This is a genomic window from Mogibacterium diversum (assembly GCF_002998925.1).
Classification (GTDB): Bacteria; Bacillota; Clostridia; order Peptostreptococcales; family Anaerovoracaceae; genus Mogibacterium; species Mogibacterium diversum.
In genome coordinates this window covers 877,042-893,269 of record NZ_CP027228.1, presented here as the reverse complement: position 1 = coordinate 893,269, position 16,228 = coordinate 877,042, and the positions used below count along the sequence as shown (strand labels likewise).

16 protein-coding genes and 1 pseudogene are annotated in these 16,228 nt (G+C 42.4%); 10 read left to right on the top strand and 7 right to left on the bottom strand.

The window, feature by feature from the left end; genetic code table 11:
- Positions 1–41 precede the first annotated feature (41 nt).
- On the bottom strand, positions 42–1,067 hold the full coding sequence (locus tag C5Q96_RS04210; protein ID WP_106057163.1) for a sugar-transfer associated ATP-grasp domain-containing protein: 1,026 nt from the start codon (positions 1,065–1,067) through the stop codon (positions 42–44).
- Positions 1,068–1,356: 289 nt separating this feature from the next.
- On the opposite strand from C5Q96_RS04210, the gene C5Q96_RS04205 reads away from it, so the two are divergent.
- Both C5Q96_RS04205 and C5Q96_RS04200 read left to right on the top strand, forming a co-directional pair.
- Positions 1,357–2,052, top strand: a complete 696-nt coding sequence (locus tag C5Q96_RS04205; protein ID WP_106057162.1) for a hypothetical protein — start codon at positions 1,357–1,359, stop codon at positions 2,050–2,052.
- A 12-nt stretch (positions 2,053–2,064) separates the two neighbouring features.
- A complete protein-coding gene (locus tag C5Q96_RS04200; protein WP_330403841.1) occupies positions 2,065–2,583 on the top strand; it encodes a methylated-DNA--[protein]-cysteine S-methyltransferase in 519 nt (172 codons plus the stop codon).
- Positions 2,584–2,622: 39 nt separating this feature from the next.
- Here C5Q96_RS04200 and C5Q96_RS04195 read toward each other — a convergent pair whose 3' ends face one another.
- The 3 genes from C5Q96_RS04195 to C5Q96_RS04190 are packed head-to-tail and all read right to left on the bottom strand — an operon-like array spanning position 2,623 to position 4,264.
- Positions 2,623–3,507: a 4Fe-4S binding protein gene (locus C5Q96_RS04195; protein ID WP_106057161.1), complete on the bottom strand. Its 885-nt coding sequence runs from the start codon at positions 3,505–3,507 to the stop codon at positions 2,623–2,625.
- A gap of 8 nt (positions 3,508–3,515) precedes the next feature.
- Positions 3,516–3,662: a CD1871A family CXXC motif-containing protein gene (locus C5Q96_RS08715; RefSeq protein WP_170035482.1), complete on the bottom strand. Its 147-nt coding sequence runs from the start codon at positions 3,660–3,662 to the stop codon at positions 3,516–3,518.
- A 23-nt stretch (positions 3,663–3,685) separates the two neighbouring features.
- Positions 3,686–4,264, bottom strand: a complete 579-nt coding sequence (locus C5Q96_RS04190) for a TlpA family protein disulfide reductase (RefSeq protein ID WP_106057160.1) — start codon at positions 4,262–4,264, stop codon at positions 3,686–3,688.
- A 218-nt stretch (positions 4,265–4,482) separates the two neighbouring features.
- On the opposite strand from C5Q96_RS04190, the gene C5Q96_RS04185 reads away from it, so the two are divergent.
- From C5Q96_RS04185 to C5Q96_RS04170, 4 genes are all read left to right on the top strand, one after another.
- On the top strand, positions 4,483–5,019 hold the full coding sequence (locus tag C5Q96_RS04185; RefSeq protein WP_106057159.1) for an LOG family protein: 537 nt from the start codon (positions 4,483–4,485) through the stop codon (positions 5,017–5,019).
- Positions 5,020–5,240: 221 nt separating this feature from the next.
- Complete coding sequence (locus C5Q96_RS04180) at positions 5,241–7,184, top strand: hypothetical protein (RefSeq protein WP_106057158.1); 1,944 nt, start codon at positions 5,241–5,243, stop codon at positions 7,182–7,184.
- 22 nt (positions 7,185–7,206) lie between these two features.
- The gene (locus tag C5Q96_RS04175; RefSeq protein WP_106057157.1) at positions 7,207–7,983 is read left to right on the top strand and encodes a CHASE3 domain-containing protein; all 777 of its coding nucleotides are present in this window, start codon (positions 7,207–7,209) and stop codon (positions 7,981–7,983) included.
- 110 nt (positions 7,984–8,093) lie between these two features.
- Positions 8,094–8,549, top strand: a complete 456-nt coding sequence (locus tag C5Q96_RS04170) for a rhodanese-like domain-containing protein (RefSeq protein WP_106057156.1) — start codon at positions 8,094–8,096, stop codon at positions 8,547–8,549.
- Positions 8,550–8,676: 127 nt separating this feature from the next.
- On the opposite strand, the gene C5Q96_RS04165 is transcribed toward C5Q96_RS04170, so the two are convergent.
- The 3 genes and pseudogenes from C5Q96_RS04165 to C5Q96_RS04150 form a co-directional block, all read right to left on the bottom strand.
- Positions 8,677–9,177, bottom strand: a complete 501-nt coding sequence (locus C5Q96_RS04165) for a hypothetical protein (RefSeq protein ID WP_106057155.1) — start codon at positions 9,175–9,177, stop codon at positions 8,677–8,679.
- Between the two features lie 70 nt (positions 9,178–9,247).
- Positions 9,248–9,472 (bottom strand): sulfurtransferase TusA family protein, encoded by a 225-nt coding sequence (locus C5Q96_RS04160; RefSeq protein WP_106057154.1) that lies wholly within the window; start codon positions 9,470–9,472, stop codon positions 9,248–9,250.
- 86 nt (positions 9,473–9,558) lie between these two features.
- Positions 9,559–10,596 (bottom strand): annotated as a pseudogene (locus C5Q96_RS04150) (YeeE/YedE family protein).
- A 373-nt stretch (positions 10,597–10,969) separates the two neighbouring features.
- Here C5Q96_RS04150 and C5Q96_RS04145 point away from each other — a divergent pair.
- Genes C5Q96_RS04145 through C5Q96_RS04130 form a run of 4 tightly spaced genes read left to right on the top strand, consistent with a single transcriptional unit; the run spans position 10,970 to position 16,181 of the window.
- A complete protein-coding gene (locus C5Q96_RS04145) occupies positions 10,970–11,521 on the top strand; it encodes a MarR family winged helix-turn-helix transcriptional regulator (protein WP_106057151.1) in 552 nt (183 codons plus the stop codon).
- Between the two features lie 18 nt (positions 11,522–11,539).
- Positions 11,540–13,843, top strand: a complete 2,304-nt coding sequence (locus C5Q96_RS04140; protein WP_106057150.1) for an ABC transporter ATP-binding protein — start codon at positions 11,540–11,542, stop codon at positions 13,841–13,843.
- Positions 13,843–15,696, top strand: coding sequence for an ABC transporter ATP-binding protein (locus tag C5Q96_RS04135; protein WP_106057149.1), 1,854 nt, complete (start codon positions 13,843–13,845; stop codon positions 15,694–15,696). The genes C5Q96_RS04140 and C5Q96_RS04135 overlap by 1 nt, the downstream gene beginning before the upstream one ends.
- Positions 15,696–16,181, top strand: a complete 486-nt coding sequence (locus C5Q96_RS04130; RefSeq protein ID WP_106057148.1) for an NUDIX hydrolase — start codon at positions 15,696–15,698, stop codon at positions 16,179–16,181. Before C5Q96_RS04135 ends, C5Q96_RS04130 begins: the two co-directional genes overlap by 1 nt.
- The last annotated feature ends 47 nt before the right edge of the window (positions 16,182–16,228 follow it).

Here is a 16,228-nt window from a genome sequence, read left to right as displayed (position 1 = left end):
CTGGTCTCATTTGAGACCAGCCCCTGTGCTGTTTCATATTATTAATACTTGTAGCTAGGCACAAGTTCCTTAAGTGTAGGCATGATGCCTATATTGCCAGGAGTCTGCCCTGGTAGCTGCCAGAAATCGTGAGCGCAGTACACGTTGCCCTCGATGATAGCAGGTCCATTAGGAGTAACAGCGACGTCCCAGCCGACGTATCTGATCTGTGGAACCTCCATAGCTGCCTTTAGAATCATCTCCTTGGCCTCCTTGAAAAGAGGTGTCTTAAAGCCTACTAGCTTCTCATGTGTATTAGGGTGCTCAGTGTATAGCCCCTCAGCTTTCGTATCACCAGAGTGTGCAGGGAATAGGAATTCACCAGTCTCTAGGTCAACTGGTCCATGAACTCCGTAGTTATCTACAACTCTGCCGTTGATACCGAATTTCTGCACTGCGTAGATTAGATGTGGCTTGCCGTCATCACCGATAATCGTGATCATACGCATCGTGTTGGCACTGCCGGAATATACCTTGTCGAGATCAGGATGGTTCTCGATAACACCCTCGAGAGTACCAAATCCCTTTTCCTTGATATATGAATAGAATGCGTCGAAATTCTCAAAGTCAGAAGTCACCAGTCTCTCGCAGCCTATGCCACATTCGAGATCCTTCATCTTGCAGAAAACCTTGTCTTTTCTGTTGAAATACTCCTCTACCTCGTCCTTAGTCGCAGTCTCGAGTTCGATGAAGTCACGACCGATGTAATCCTTGAATTTCTCATTGAACTCATCCTTGTTATCAAAGAAATGTGCGTAAGCAGGGTCATTCATCTGAGATACAAGCTTCTTGCTTCTGAATCTTGTGAGATAAGTGTCTCTCTCTGCATCGGTCTTGTCCCAGAACTGGAAGATTACATAATCATAGTAACCAGCATCGAATTTTCTCATGCAGTGCACAATGTCCATCGCGCATGCAAGCTTGCTCTTACCGGATATTCTGTGTGCTTCGTTGACACAGTCCGTGAACTTCTTGAAGCTCGCGTTCTTTAGCACTCTTAGTCCGTACTTTAGTTTGCTTTCGCCCATTTAATTTCCTCGTTTCATAAATCGTAAATTTTCAGTTTATCTTTAATATTTTATATCAGGTAATAGTTATAAATCAAATGTTTATTGGGCAAATTCATGAACCGCAAAATGTCCAATGCCTGTCGGTCTATGGTATCATAAGCATATTGAATTTAAGAAAAAGAAGTTAATAAGATTATGCAGTTAAATGATCATGATAACGGCACTGCAATCGATAGCAGCACAGTGTTAACACTGGGAGCAGCAGCGTCTTACATCATAATAGATACATGAAAAGGGCTTAGGAGATATGGCTAGACAGAGATACTCGGGGCAAGGATATAGGGGATATAGTAGAGTGAATAAGAAGATGGAGAAAATGGTTGCGACATTAGTGATCGTTGCGACTGTTTTCGTCCTTAATCAGATGGGAATAGATATAGGAGGCTCAGGTAGCTCAGGTAGCAAGGTAAAGCCACTAAAGGAAAAGAGTGTAGAGCAGCTACTCGATGAAGTGAAGGTTGCCTCGCCAGATGAGTACGCTGATTATGATAGGAACTCCTATACAGAGCCATATAAGAAAATCGAGTATAAAGGCAGAAAGTATTCGCTGAGAAAGTTCGCCTTTGTGACGAGTAAGCACTACAAGGATGGCGATTATACAGACCCATATACGGGCGATGAACTCTCTCTTGATGACAGCAATTTCGACCATATCATTCCGCTTAACTATGTGAATAAGCATGGAGGCGCCAAATGGAGCCATTCTAAGAAGCACCAGTACGCGACAGATGTGCGTGTTGGAGTAGATGTAGATGGGGCGGTAAATCGCGATAAGTCAGATAAGGGACCGAGCGATTGGCTGCCAGAGACGAACGTTGATGACTACTGCTATACTTGGTTGGTCATCGCTGTGAGCTACGATATACCGCTTTCGCCAGAGGACGTCAAAGTTATTAGGGACCATGTCGGAAGTAGTCCAAAGCTGATAAATCCATATAATTAAAGGAGTGCTGCTATGTACATGTATTATTACGACTCACCGATGGGTGTTATGAAGCTTTGCGCTAATAAAGAGAGCCTTCTCGGTGTCTGGTTCGATGAAGCGCGGATAGCAGAGGCTTCTTTAGATATCGAAGCAATCGAGAATTTCCATGATAATAAACATATAAGCGATGCAGTGCGCTGGCTTGACGAATACTTTGCAGGAAATGTTCCAAGTTTTACTCCGAAGCTAAAGCTGCAGGGGTCAGAATTCAGAAAGACCGTATCAGAGATAATGCTCAAGATTCCTTATGGCGAGCTTAGCACTTATGGTGAAATTGCGAATGAAGTGGCTATGAGAATTGGTAAAGACCGCATGTCAGCTCAGGCTGTTGGCGGAGCGGTCGGTAGCAATGAGTTTTCAATCATAGTGCCTTGTCACCGAGTGGTGGGGAAGGGCGGAAAACTCACGGGCTACGCAGGAGGCATGGATAAGAAGGTTTATCTGCTTCACCATGAGGGTGTTGATTTCGAGAAGTACAATCTCAGGTGAGAATACTAGAAGATACAACTAATAAAATAGCAGGCAGAGCTACGCTCTTTGCCTGCTATTTTCGTTTGATTTTAGAATTACTTTTCCGCCTACCGTCCAGTTGATAGCGCTTGTAGGGCATATGCTCCTGCACTTACCGCAGCGAATGCATTCAGCGCTGTTGATGTTATCCAGAACCTTGACCTGCATATCGCAGTGGATTTCGCATTTCATGCAGTTAATACATGCACCCCTATCCACTTCCATCTGAAGCACGCTAAAGCGGTTAAAAAACGAATATATCGCGCCTAGAGGGCATATGTATTTACAGAAAGGTCTGTAGATCATCGTCGAAAGTATGACCGTGATAATCAGGAGAATCATCTTCCAGTCGAACAAGATGCCCATCATAGCTCGGAGGGATTCATTCTTAATGAGAAGCGGGATGCCGGCTTCGATAGTGCCAGCAGGACAGATGTACTTGCAGAAGAACGGCTCTCCAATCCCAAACTCATTCGATATTGCGATCGGAAGTGCGAATACGAATACCGCAAGTATAACGTATTTGAGATATCTGAGCGCTTTATCCAACTTCACAGGTATCCTTCGCTTCTTCACTCTGATCTTATATAGCAAGTCCTGAAAGAATCCAAATGGGCACAAAAATCCGCAGACGAACCTACCGAGAAATGCTCCAGTAATAAGTAAAAATCCCATCACGTAGTATGATATGTGGTATTTGTTACCGTTTTCGACCGACTGCAGTGCTCCGATAGGGCACGCTGCGCCGGCTGCCGGGCAAGAATAACAGTTTAAGCCAGGTGAGCAGAAACTCTTACTCTTTCCTTTGTGTATGGTGCCGTCGGTGAAATTCGAGACGTGAGGATTTGTCATGAACGTCGCTATGAGCTGCACTAGATGACGCCTTGGGCTATTAGTCTTCATGACGCCTCCTATCCGATGCCTATGCACTCGAGACAGACGGTGGCAGCCTTGCTGAAGACCGTCATCATCTCACCTCTACTGACACCTATTATTAACATAACGATACCAGCTACGATGAGCGCAGCCGGTATCAGCCTTTTATACTTCTTAGACATAATCTATTCCTGATAATCCCTGCCTATGACAATTTCTTAAGACGAGAATTTACTTCATTCATGTATAGCTCCGTAATCGCATCAGTATCATGTGTTGAGAACGCTCCAACCTTTGGATCGCCAATTTGCTTTCCGTTCTTATCAAAGAACACGGTGGTAGGAGTGCCGCTTACGTACTGAAGAAGTCCTTCGTTCAAAGAATCGCTTGGAACGAGCGTCTTTGCCGTTAATCCCTGCTTAGAGAGAATCTCCTTTGCTGTATCTGGTGAAGCTTCTCCGTCGAGACAAATAGATACAAACTGTACGTTGGAAGGAAGCTGATTCTTGAGCTTCTCAAGAGCAGGCATCTCATCGATGCAATAGCCACAAGTCGTCGACCACACGTTAACCACGGTGAGGTCGTAATCCTTCAGGTTATCCTGAGTGAACTTTTCGCCGTCAAGCGTAGTTGTTTCGAAGTTCTTAAGGCTAGCCTTTGGACCGTTACTGCCTTTTGATTCTGAATTTGAACTATCCTTACCGCAGCCTGTGAGTGCTATTGCGAGTGCTAGCAAAACTGCCGCTAGCAGTGTAAACCTTTTAATGTGTAGTTTTCTCTTCATAATATTCCCCAATATTCCTTATTTATCGTGATTAAACGAAACATAATGTATTATAATCTTACGATATGGGTTTAGTATAACATCTAAGTGACGGAATTAATCATTATAAAAATCTTAATTTAAATTGTGCACTATCAAAAATATTGATGAAAGCGATATATTGACCGAAGAGGTCAACGATACTAAAATGTTACGATACGGAAAAGGAGAAGAAGGATATGAATATTACAGTTTACTGCGGATCTCGATTCGGTGAGAAGCCCGTGTTTAAGGATAGAGCAGTTGAGCTCGGAAGCTGGATTGTAGAGAGCGGTCATAATCTTGTATACGGCGGCGGAAATGTAGGACTCATGGGAACCGTTGCAAATACAGTACTAGAAGGCGGCGCCAAGGTCTACGGTATCATCCCAGAGTTTCTGCTCGACCAGGAGAAGGGACACGAGGGGCTCTATACACTGGAAATTGTGAAGTCTATGCCAGAGCGCAAGACTCGTATGATCAACCTTGGTGATGCATTTATCGCTCTCCCAGGGGGGCCTGGCACACTAGAAGAGATTTCAGAGATAATCTCCCTAAGAAGGCTGAACAGAACTGAGAAGCCTTGCATTCTATACAATATAGAAGGCTTTTATGAGCCTCTAAGAAAGCTGCTTGAGGAGATGGTAGCTGCCGACTTCCTGCCAGCTGAAGACCTAAGCAAGGTTGTCTTCGCGAGCAATCTGGATGAGATTAAGGCAGCGCTGGGCGAGAATTAAAAGTAATAAGGGAAGATAATATTGCTTATGAGAGAACCCTGCAAGTGATGGAATTCATGCTTGCAGGATTTTTAGTGCACAAATTTACATATAATTCATTATAAGGATTATCTATACAAATGGCAGAAGTATAGATATAAGCAATTGTTAGAATTTTGATAGACTAGCTAGAATAATAAGGAATGTTATTCCCCAAAACATAAAATATAAAAGGAGGAACTATGAAGTTCAAGAGCAAGAGCTCAAGAAGTCTAGTAAAGGTCCTAGCGCTATCGATGATACTATCGACAGCACCATTGTTTGCCTTTGCAGACGATTCTGCAGTTACTGAAAAAACAGAAACTGCAAGTGTTTCAACCGAAGCGAAAGCTGAAAAAAGTGATGCTACACCGGCTACAAGTAGCGTATCGCAGCCAGCTAACCCAAGACACGGATCAGGATTCCGTGCAGCAGAGCCTTCCAAGACTGGTCCTTATAAGGAGTCGGATTTTGCACTTCTATATAAGACTGAGAAGGCAACACTTAGGAACATGCCTGTAATTGACAAGGCAACAGGTAAAGCGCTAACTAAACCAATTAAGTTCAAGGTTTGGAATGCAACACTTCAGAGATTTGAAAAGGAAGTTACTTCATCTAATGGTGTGCTTCCAGATGTTGAATTAATCAAGGATCATCATTACATCATTTTTGCACAGGACAAAGAGTATAATTTCAAAAATAACGCATACATAATTATCAAGGAAACTGGAAGTGTCGTATATAATGACAGAACTCCAATTACAACGAGCCATCCAGGACAAGATGAAAAAATCACCTCATTCGTTCTAGAGAAGAGGGCTACACCGATTACGGATGCTACAAAGGCAAATCGCGTAAAGATTAATCTACAGCTCTTCTATATGGAGAAAGTTGGCAGAAACTATCTACCAAGTGACGATAGTTTTGACTGGGAGGAAACTAATTCAACCCTAGTCCTGACAAGCCCGTTCGAGACAATTAGAGTTCCAATCAGGGACAGCACAGTTGAAGTTGAACTCATGGAAGACGATGTATACACAGTAAGTGTTGAGAGTGAGCAGCTCGGCATGTATACGTATCCGCTAACTGTTAAAGACCACTCAGAGCGTGGTGCTGACAAGCTTGCGTATAACCATCTCAGCTGCACAAACAAGGATACTATCATGCTTTTTGACAAAGATGGTCAGATTGAGAAGAAGTATCTTGATGCACTAACAAGCGTAAGTGGAAAGACTAAAGTAGAAGGACTAAACTTCAACAGCAGAATTTTACCAAGATGGTTCGAACAGTATAACGATAGCGTAAGATACACTATGAATGAAAAGCTTCTCGATAAGGCTGTTGCAAAAGGTCTAAAGGGAGATTTTGATGTAATAGATATTCACTCTATCAATATGGCTAGAACTGAGCGTTCACGTCTCATGCTTGCTGAAGGTCAGTTCTTTAATTACACAACTGAAGTTCAGCCTGGTAAAAACGTGGGAAAGGTTTCATACATAGACAGCGATGGCAAGCTAAAGCCACTATCGTTCACTCAGACTGGTAATAAAATCAAGTTCAATATGAATTCCCTGTCCGTATATCCGATAGTGGTTCAGTACGTATCAGATAGCAGCGTTCAGTATGTAGCAACTGAAGGTGACGGATTATCATTTGAGAAGGGTGATAACGTTGATGTAAAGGCTGTATTTAAGTCTACCTCCTCAGTGGACAAGAGCTTTGAAAACTTCAGTGGAGTGGAAGTTGATAACGTAAGACTCGAGGATTCTGACTACACTGTCACTAAGGGAAGTACAGTTATCAGGCTTAATAAGAGTTTTGTGGACAGGCTATCTGCTGGTAGACACACACTTACTGCATACTTCGATGCCGACACAAAGTCATCTTCGATTACATTTACAATTAAGCCTGCAGCAGTGCGTAGCAACAATGGTGCTGTAAATAATACAAGTTCAAACAGTAGCGCACCGAGAGTTTCTAACTCTACGGCTCGTAGGAGCGCTGTTACATATGACAAGACTGCTAAGGTAAGAGCAGGTAGAGTTGTAAAGACTGGTGATCCAGGAAATTACGCTCTACATGCTGTGCTATTAATTTCGTCAATATCCGTACTATCTATCTTACTTAAGAGACGTAAGGAGAATTAGAGGGAAGATACTGGAAAGGAATATGAGAGAGATTAATAAGCTATTTATATTAAAAAAGCTTTCTTTGATGATAATAATAGTTGTTTCTCTATCAGTGATTTTATCAGGCTGTACTGAACAGACAAGAAAACAAGCGCTTGAAACAGTCAAGGGCATTAAGATAGAATCATACATGGTAGAGGAACAGCCAATCGTCAAAGACCTTAAGAAGGAATTCTCGAAAGAAATTGATAAGGCTAAAGATGACAAATCTATCAAAAAACTGCTAAAAGATTTTAAGTCTCAGATTAAGTCTATCTCAACTAGAGAGGATAAAATAAAGGCTTTTAAAAGGCTTCTGAAAAAGCAGATTGATGCAATGGATGGGAGCAAAGCTGAAGAAGCACGTAAAATCCTGAAGTCATATGAGAAGAAGTTCAATAAGGTAAAGAGTGACAGTGATCTTACTCTGTTAACAAATGAAATAGGTCAGAAGATTGCAGAGAAAAGTGGTATGTCGTTTGACGCAAGTGCGACGACAAATCTAATCGAAAAGGAAAATAAGACTAGCGAAAAGCTGTCTAAGCAAAAGAGTTTATCTAGCAGTAGTTCTACAAAAAGCAGCTCATCGAGTACAAGCACAACTAGCCAGAGCAGTAGCGATGGTGGCAAGAAAAAACACTGGGTACCTGCAGTTACTAAGACTATAACGCATCCAGAAACTACTAAAGAGAAACGATATATTGTTAGCTATGTATGTCAATGCGGAAGATCATTCCCAAATCTTTCAGCATGGCAAGCTCATAAACCAAATCCTTGAGATGGGAACCATGTGTACTACAATCCAGTCTGGGGAACTAAGACTGTAAAAGTACCTGCATGGACTGAAACCGTGGTTGTTTCAGAAGGTCACTGGGAATAGGTGAAAATATGAAGAGAAAGATAATACCGATTATTATAATTCTGGCTATAAGTACAGCGCTACTAGCCGGCTGCACTAAGAAGGGTGCAGATGACAAGAAGAATAAGGACGGATACACGCATATCTCTGGTAAGGAGGCTGCTAAATTCGTTGAAAATGCTGAAAAGGATGATGCTAAAATCATCGACGTACGAGGCAAGGTTGCTTGGGGAATGGGCCATATTCCGAATTCTATACCTGTATGGTACGAAGACTTCGATAAGGGGGAAGTAAAGGAACTCCCTGATAAGAACCAGAAAATCCTACTTTACTGCGATTACGGTGGTCTGAGCAAGAGGGTTGCAAAGCGTCTTGTGAAGCAGGGTTATACCAACGTATATGAGTTTAATGGACTCAAGGTATGGAAGGGTAAAGTCATAGTCGAGGAGGAGTACAAAGACCTCCAAGAAGGTGAGAGCAACTAAGTCTCTGCCGTACAGGCAATATTTATAAAACAATAACAGCGAGGGTTATACCCTCGCTGTTCTATTGCAGTAATACTATTGTCTAATATTCTTCCTGTTCAACACCTACGATGTTGTAACGACCATCTCATGTGTTGCCTTGAGATAACCATGCCTGCCTTGCAGCTGCAATCTGACCAGTTGAGTAGTAGCGCCCTGCTCTAGTTATGTACACAGTTCTCGTTCTCTTGGCAGCAGGTTGCTGCGGCTGAGAGTGCGATGATGCCCCCGAAGAGCTACTCGAGCTTGAAGACGAATGAGATGAGGATGAGCTTGATCCTGATGAAGAGGAAGAACTTTTGTTGCTTGCAGCATCCTTCTTGCTCTTGTCATCTTTCTTATCCTTCTTGTCATCGCTTCCCTTGCTCGTTTCGGATGAAGCCACCGCAGAATCTCCGGATTCAGAGCTGCAGCTGTCTGATGCGGCTTCTATTTGCTTTTTATTTTTTGTTTTTGCTTTCTTATCCTTACTGGACTTTGAGCTTCCGCTCATGTTTAAACTCACAGCAACTATTAGTGCAGCAACAGCTATTACAAGCAGTAGCACAAGCACCTTTTGCATGAGACTCATTTGTTTTATTCTGTTCATCGATAAATTAATCCTGTTTCCCTATTCCCAAGTTTTTTAAATTTTACTTTCGTTTCTAGTTCCCCGTATGTTACTTCTTGACGGTGAGCTTCCACGATTTGTTATCCTGCTTGTCGAAGTCTAGAACTTCATGATTGTGCTCTTCGCAGTAACCGGGTAGATTTACCACTGCATCAGGGCAAGTGAACTCAACCTCTATTATCTGTCCATCTTCAGCATCACCTAAAGCTTTCTTGAGCTCTATCAGTGGCAGCGGGCAGTCCATTCCCTTAGTATCTAGTTTAATATTTTCCATCGTCGTTCCTCCTGATGATAGATTAATGTTTTATACCTATTGGTTTCATAAAATTCTATACTCTCGATAATCCTTTATAGCCTCGATTAACCTCTTGCACTCTTGGAGCCACGTACGTACATAAACCATGCGCCAAACCAGATTCCAAGTGCGATGAATAGCAGTGCTAGCCAGGCTCTTGTCGCAAGCTGTGAAGTTGCGACCAACCCGTTCCCGATAAGGCAGCCCTTTGCCCATACAGCACCTATTCCCATGAGCATGCTTCCAATTACAGTTTTTATTACGATTCTCTTATCCGTCTTGACTATCGAAAATTCTTTACTAGTGAAAGCTGTGAAGAATGAACCTATGATTATTCCTACGATCACCAAATTATCCCAACCGACACCGTCGGTTTTGTTATAGACAACTCATCCGATAGGTTCTGAGTGAGTGCCTGTTATCATGTTGAACCACGATAATACCGGGTCTGAAATTGAGATTCCACCATTTCTGCCGGTGAGGTTGCTGAAGTAGAATGCAGCAGCCATCAGCACGCCGATTAGTATGACAGTTACCTCGCGACTCCAAATCTTTTCGCAGAAGACGTGGCGCATCCCTGTGTAGCTTTGCGGCAACTTGTATTTGGGTCTGTGCGCTCGGTAATGACGAAACATGATGATGTATAGCAGCACAGCCAATGGCGCAAATATTAGTATCGGGGAGAAAGGCATATCAAACAAATCGATGTCGTATACCTCCTGTAGTCCCATAACCTTTTGCGTAAATGGCTTAAAAATCCACTTGTTTGTAAAGTATTCAGTCGTTGCAAAAACTATAAGCGATAATATTCCGATGATTCGCCCGTCTCCGACCTTGACGAGAGTGCTCGTAACGCAGCCATTGGTGAGCACCGCTCCGATTCCGAAGATGAATCCACCTATAGGAACTGCAACCATTGAATAGCAACCGAAGTATGGTGATGGAATTACAGTGCTTCCAACCATTATGTGATAAAAGAGTCCTTCAGTTGCGATTATCGCCAAGATGAGGACTGCATTATAGTATTTCTTCTCAAGATAGATATCTCGTATCGTTCCAGTAGGACAGAATCGTCCGCGCTTAAGTAGAAAGCCGAACAGCAATCCTATAAACAAACCAGATATGTTAAGTAGCAAAATAGCCTCCTTTTATATGAATTCCAATTGATAATTATATTTCTTTATGTAAAGTCTTAAAATATGTATACAGATAATCAATACAGAATTATTCTAAATAGAGATTATCAATGCATTAAAATACGTGTAACCGTTGTAATGTACGGGGAATAAGAAAATAAGAAGATCGGATTAATGGGAAAATGTTGACTAGCACGATGGATAAGAATATAATCATTAACATTAAGAATAGTTAACAATGTTAATTGATTTGCTTTAAAGAACATTTGATTAATTTTGAGGTTAGTAACGTATAGTGCAATTCCGTTAATAAACGTTTTTTGCTGAAAAGGAGTTTTAAGTGAAAGAATATCAATCTAAATTTTTGCTTCAGATGCATAACTTCCATAAGATTAAGTTTTGGAGTCTAGTCCCAGAGCTTAACCCGAGCGAGCACATGCTCGTGTTCGCTTTATGTAGATGTGAAGCTGGAAAATGTGGTGAGTTTAGCGATGATCTCGATATAAAGCTGCCTGAGATGAAGGGGGTTAAGGTCTCTGATTTAGCCAAAGCGGTACGCATGACGATGCCAGGTGTATCCAGGGCATTAGCAGGTCTGGAAGAAAAAGGCATCATAGAGCGGAGAATCGACAAGAGTGATAGGCGTAATACCTTGGTGTTTCTAACTGAAGATGGGTATAGCAAGATAAGAGAATATAAAAAAAGAATAAATAAATATTTCGAAACCGTCTTCGAGAGATTTGGGGAAGATAGAGTAGCCGAGGTTATAGAGCTTATCGGAGAGCTATCTGAGATTGCCCAAGAAGAATTACAGAAGGAACTAATTGGTAGCGAAAGCATGCAAGATGGTAGGGCTGTGAGCGAAGATAAGATCAAGGATATACATCAGTAGGGAGATGAGAAGTAACAGATGATAAAATTAATTAGGAATTTAAAGCCATACAAAATGGCTGTTCTGACGCTTCTCGTAGTACTTGTGGTTCAGGCATTTGGAGACATTTCGATTCCAAGCTATATGCAGAAGATTATCGACACTGGTATTCAGAACAAAGGTGTTGAGCACATAATGCCGAGCAAGATTAAGGGAGACGAGTATAGGGAAGCGCAGATTTTCATGAATGATGGCGAGAAGGCGCTTTGGTCGTCCTCGTACAAGAAGGATGGCGAGAATTACACTCTCGTGGTTAAGGATGAAAAGAAACTAAATAAGCTTGATAGAACATTGCTTAAACCGATAGTTCTTAGTTATCAGCTCGGTCATATGACTGTTAAGCAGTTTAAGAATACTGTAAAGGAGCAGCTAAGTGCTAGACCAGAAACTAAGGCGATGGCTATGCGCATAGATGACATGTCTATTTCTGAAATTGCTAATATGATGAAGGTGGATATCAAGTCGTTTAAAGCAAAGGACCAGAGCGGTAAAGTGCATACTTACGTTGACATGCGTCCCCTGATTCAGTCGCATATTGCTAGCGGAGAGATGGATGAATCGGAGATTAATAAATCAAGGAGTGATATGGATAAGACTATATCGTCCGTTGGCGATAAGACGCTTAGGTCTATGGGTATAGCTTATGCAACTAGCGCATCTCAGGAAGCCGGAGTAGATATAGATGGCGTACAAAAGACATATCTGCGTCACACTGCTTTTAAGATGATGCTCGTCACATTTTTGATGATTTCAGCTGCCATTTTAGCGTCCTATATAGCTTCGAAGGTCGGAGCTAAGATAGGCATGACTCTCAGAAGAGAGGTCTTTGAAAAAGTCATGAGCTTCTCAAGCGCTGAGATGGATAGATTTCAGACATCTTCTTTGATTACGAGAGCTACCAATGATATTCAGCAGGTGCAGATGACAACGACAATCATGCTTCGTATGGTGCTTTACGCGCCTATTTTAGCAATCTGGGGAATCATCAAGGTGATTGAGACGGGGGCACATATGAGCTACGTGATTGCGCTCGGTGTAGCTACTGTAGTTGTTATAGTATTAATACTTATGATTATTGCCTTGCCAAAATTTCGCATCATGCAGGAGCTGGTGGATGCTCTAAATAGTGTTTCACGCTCGATACTCACCGGCATCCCGGTAATTCGTGCCTTCGGAAGGGAGCGATCGGCGGAAAAACGCTTCGATAAGGCGAGCCTTGATCTTATGAAGACTCAGTTATTTACCAATAGGATTATGACCTTCATGCCACCGATGCTAATGATGCTGATGAATTTGCTTGGCGTGGCAATTGTATGGGTTGCTTCGCACCGAATTAACGCGGGTAATATGCAGGTTGGATCAATGACTGCATTTCTCACATATTCTATGATGATAGTAATGTCATTTATGATTCTAACTGTTATGTCTATACTAATTCCGAGAGCTGGGGTTGCAGCTAATAGGATAGATGAAGTGATTATGTCTGAATCATCGGTGGTCGATAGTTTTGATGCAATTGTTATTAATGAATGTTCAGGCCGATTGGAATTTGATAACGTTTCATTTAGATATGAAGGCTCTGATGAGGATGCTCTATCAGGTATAAGCTTCACGGCAAATCCAGGTGAAACCACTGCGATAATCGGAAGCACAGGTTCAGGCAAGAGCACGATAGTTAATCTGATACCGAGATTCTTTGACGTAACCGCTGGATGCATTAGACTAGATGGTAGGGATATACGTGACATCAGCATGAAGTCGCTCAGAGATCAAATCGGGCTAGTGCCTCAAAAAGGTATTCTGTTCTCGGGCACTATCGATTCAAATATTAGATTTGGAAACGAAGCTGCTACACCAGAGGAGGTCCGTGAAGCTGCGGAGATAGCACAGGCTCTCGAGTTCATCGAGGAAAAGGAAGATGAATTTGAAAGCTCAATTGCACAGGGTGGATCAAATGTATCTGGCGGACAGAAGCAGAGACTTTCCATCGCAAGAGCGATTGCCAAGAAGCCCAAGATTCTAGTGTTTGATGATAGTTTTTCAGCACTCGATATGAAGACGGATGCGAAGCTCAGAAGAGTGCTTGCAAAGCATGAGAAGGAAGCGACTAAAATCATAGTCGCACAGCGAGTTGGCACGATTATAGATGCTGAACAGATTATCGTTCTCGATGAAGGAGAAATCGTTGGAAAGGGTAGGCATAGAGATTTACTTCGGACTTGCGAAACCTATAGACAAATAGCTGAATCGCAGCTTTCAAAGAGCGAATTGGAGGTGGAATAATGGCAGGAAATACGAATAAGAAACCAGCTCCAGTTAAGCGAGGTCATGGTCCAGGAGTAGGAGCACCTTCTGAGAAACCAAAGAATTTCAGCAAGTCTATGAAGCAGATAGTTAGTTATAGTGGAAATTATAAATATGCATTCGTAGTAGTTATATTGTTTGCAATTTCAGGTACAGTGTTTCAGGTAATCGGACCTAAGGTGATGGGACGGGCGACCACAGTACTTGCAGAAGGTCTGATGTATAAAATCAAAGGGACAGGCAACATTGATTTTACTACGATTGGTAAGATCTTGGTCTTAACTGCTTCCTTATACGCACTTAGTGCGGTGCTGACCTTTGTGCAGGGGTGGATAATGACCGGGATCACTCAGAAAATCGTATATAACTTACGGCGAGATATATCTGAAAAGATTAACCGCATGCCGATGAAGTATTTTGAGAGTCACCAGTACGGTGATGTGCTGTCGAGGATTACGAACGATGTAGACACCTTGGGGACGGGGCTAAACCAGAGTGTAACCACGATTATTACATCCGTGGCAACTGTTATAGGGGTGCTAGTAATGATGCTGACCATATCGCCACTTATGACATTGATATCATTTGTTACGATTCCAGTGTCTATTTTTCTGCTCGGTTTAATAATCAAGGCGTCGCAGAAACACTTCAAAATGCAGCAGGAGTACCTCGGCAATATAAACGGACAGATAGAAGAAAGTTTTGCAGGGCAGCTCGTGATAAAAGCTTTTAACAGAGAGAAATCAGTGGAGAAGACATTTAATGATACAAATGAGATTCTCTACGAGTCAGCCTGGAAGTCTCAGTTCATATCGGGCATAATGCAGCCTGTTATGATGTTTGTCGGAAATCTCGGATATGCGGGGGTAGCTATTTCAGGAGCCATACTGGCAATCAAGAATGTGATTGGAATCGGAGATATACAGGCGTTTATACAATATGTTCGTAATCTTACGCAGCCACTTTCACAGGTTGCTCAGGTTATGAATCAGGTACAGTCGATGGGAGCGGCAGGAGAGCGCGTATTTGAATTTTTAGCAGAGGAAGAGGAACCTAGGGATCCTGATGATGCCATTAGTACCCTCAATGTAGAAGGGGTTGTCGAATTCGAGCATGTGAAATTTGGTTATGATTCAGACCAGATTATCATAAACGACTTTAGTGCTAGTGTTAAACCGGGACAGAAAATCGCTATCGTCGGACCGACAGGTGCGGGTAAAACCACAATAGTGAAGCTATTGATGCGCTTCTACGATGTAAATGGTGGGTCGATAAAAATTGACGGTAATGATATTCGTACGATGAGCCGTCATGGTCTGAGGAATAATATCGCTATGGTTCTTCAGGACACTTGGCTGTACTCAGATACTATTATGGAGAATATCAGATATGGGAATCAGGATGCGAGCGATGAAGAGGTTATAGCTGCTGCTAAGGCGGCAAGGGCAGATCGATTCATCAAGACTCTCCCTGGCGGATACAATATGGTTTTAAACGAAGATGCAACCAACATATCAGAAGGACAGAAGCAGCTTCTAACCATCGCGAGAGCGATTCTTGCAGACCGTAAGCTTCTGATTCTTGATGAGGCCACATCTTCGGTTGATACAAGAACAGAGGTTAGGATTCAGGAAGCCATGGATCAGCTTATGAAGGGACGTACAACTTTTGTCATAGCACACCGATTATCGACCATCAGAAATGCTGACCTCATACTCGTGATGGACCACGGTGATATAATAGAGCAAGGAACGCATGATGAACTTCTCTTAGAAGGCGGAGCATATGCTGATCTGTATAACTCACAATTTGACGAAGTGGAGGCATCTTAATGAACAAAGCTAGACTTAGCACGCTGTGTTATATTGAAAATGATGATAAGTATCTTATGCTACATCGCATCATCAAGGCAAATGATATAAACCATAATAAATGGATTGGTGTCGGAGGTCATTTCGAAGATAGAGAGAGTCCCGATGACTGTCTACTTCGTGAAGTACGTGAAGAGACGGGGTACACGCTTACAGACTACAAGTTTCGAGGCATAGTTACCTTTATCTACGGAAGCGGTGAAAAAGAGATGGTCGAGTACATGCATCTCTTTACGGCGACTGGATTTGTAGGAGAGGAAGTGCCGTGTGATGAAGGCGTCCTCGAGTGGGTGCCAAAGGATAAGTTGCTAGACCTCGAGCTGTGGGAAGGAGATAAGATATTTCTTAGACTTCTAAGTGAGCGAGATGATTTCTTTTCGCTTAAGCTCGTATATGACGAGAGCGACGAACTGATAGAAGCTTTGCTCGATGGAAAGGCGATATAACACTCGTTTAGGAAAATAATTCAAAATAAAAGACCTAGGAACTGGAA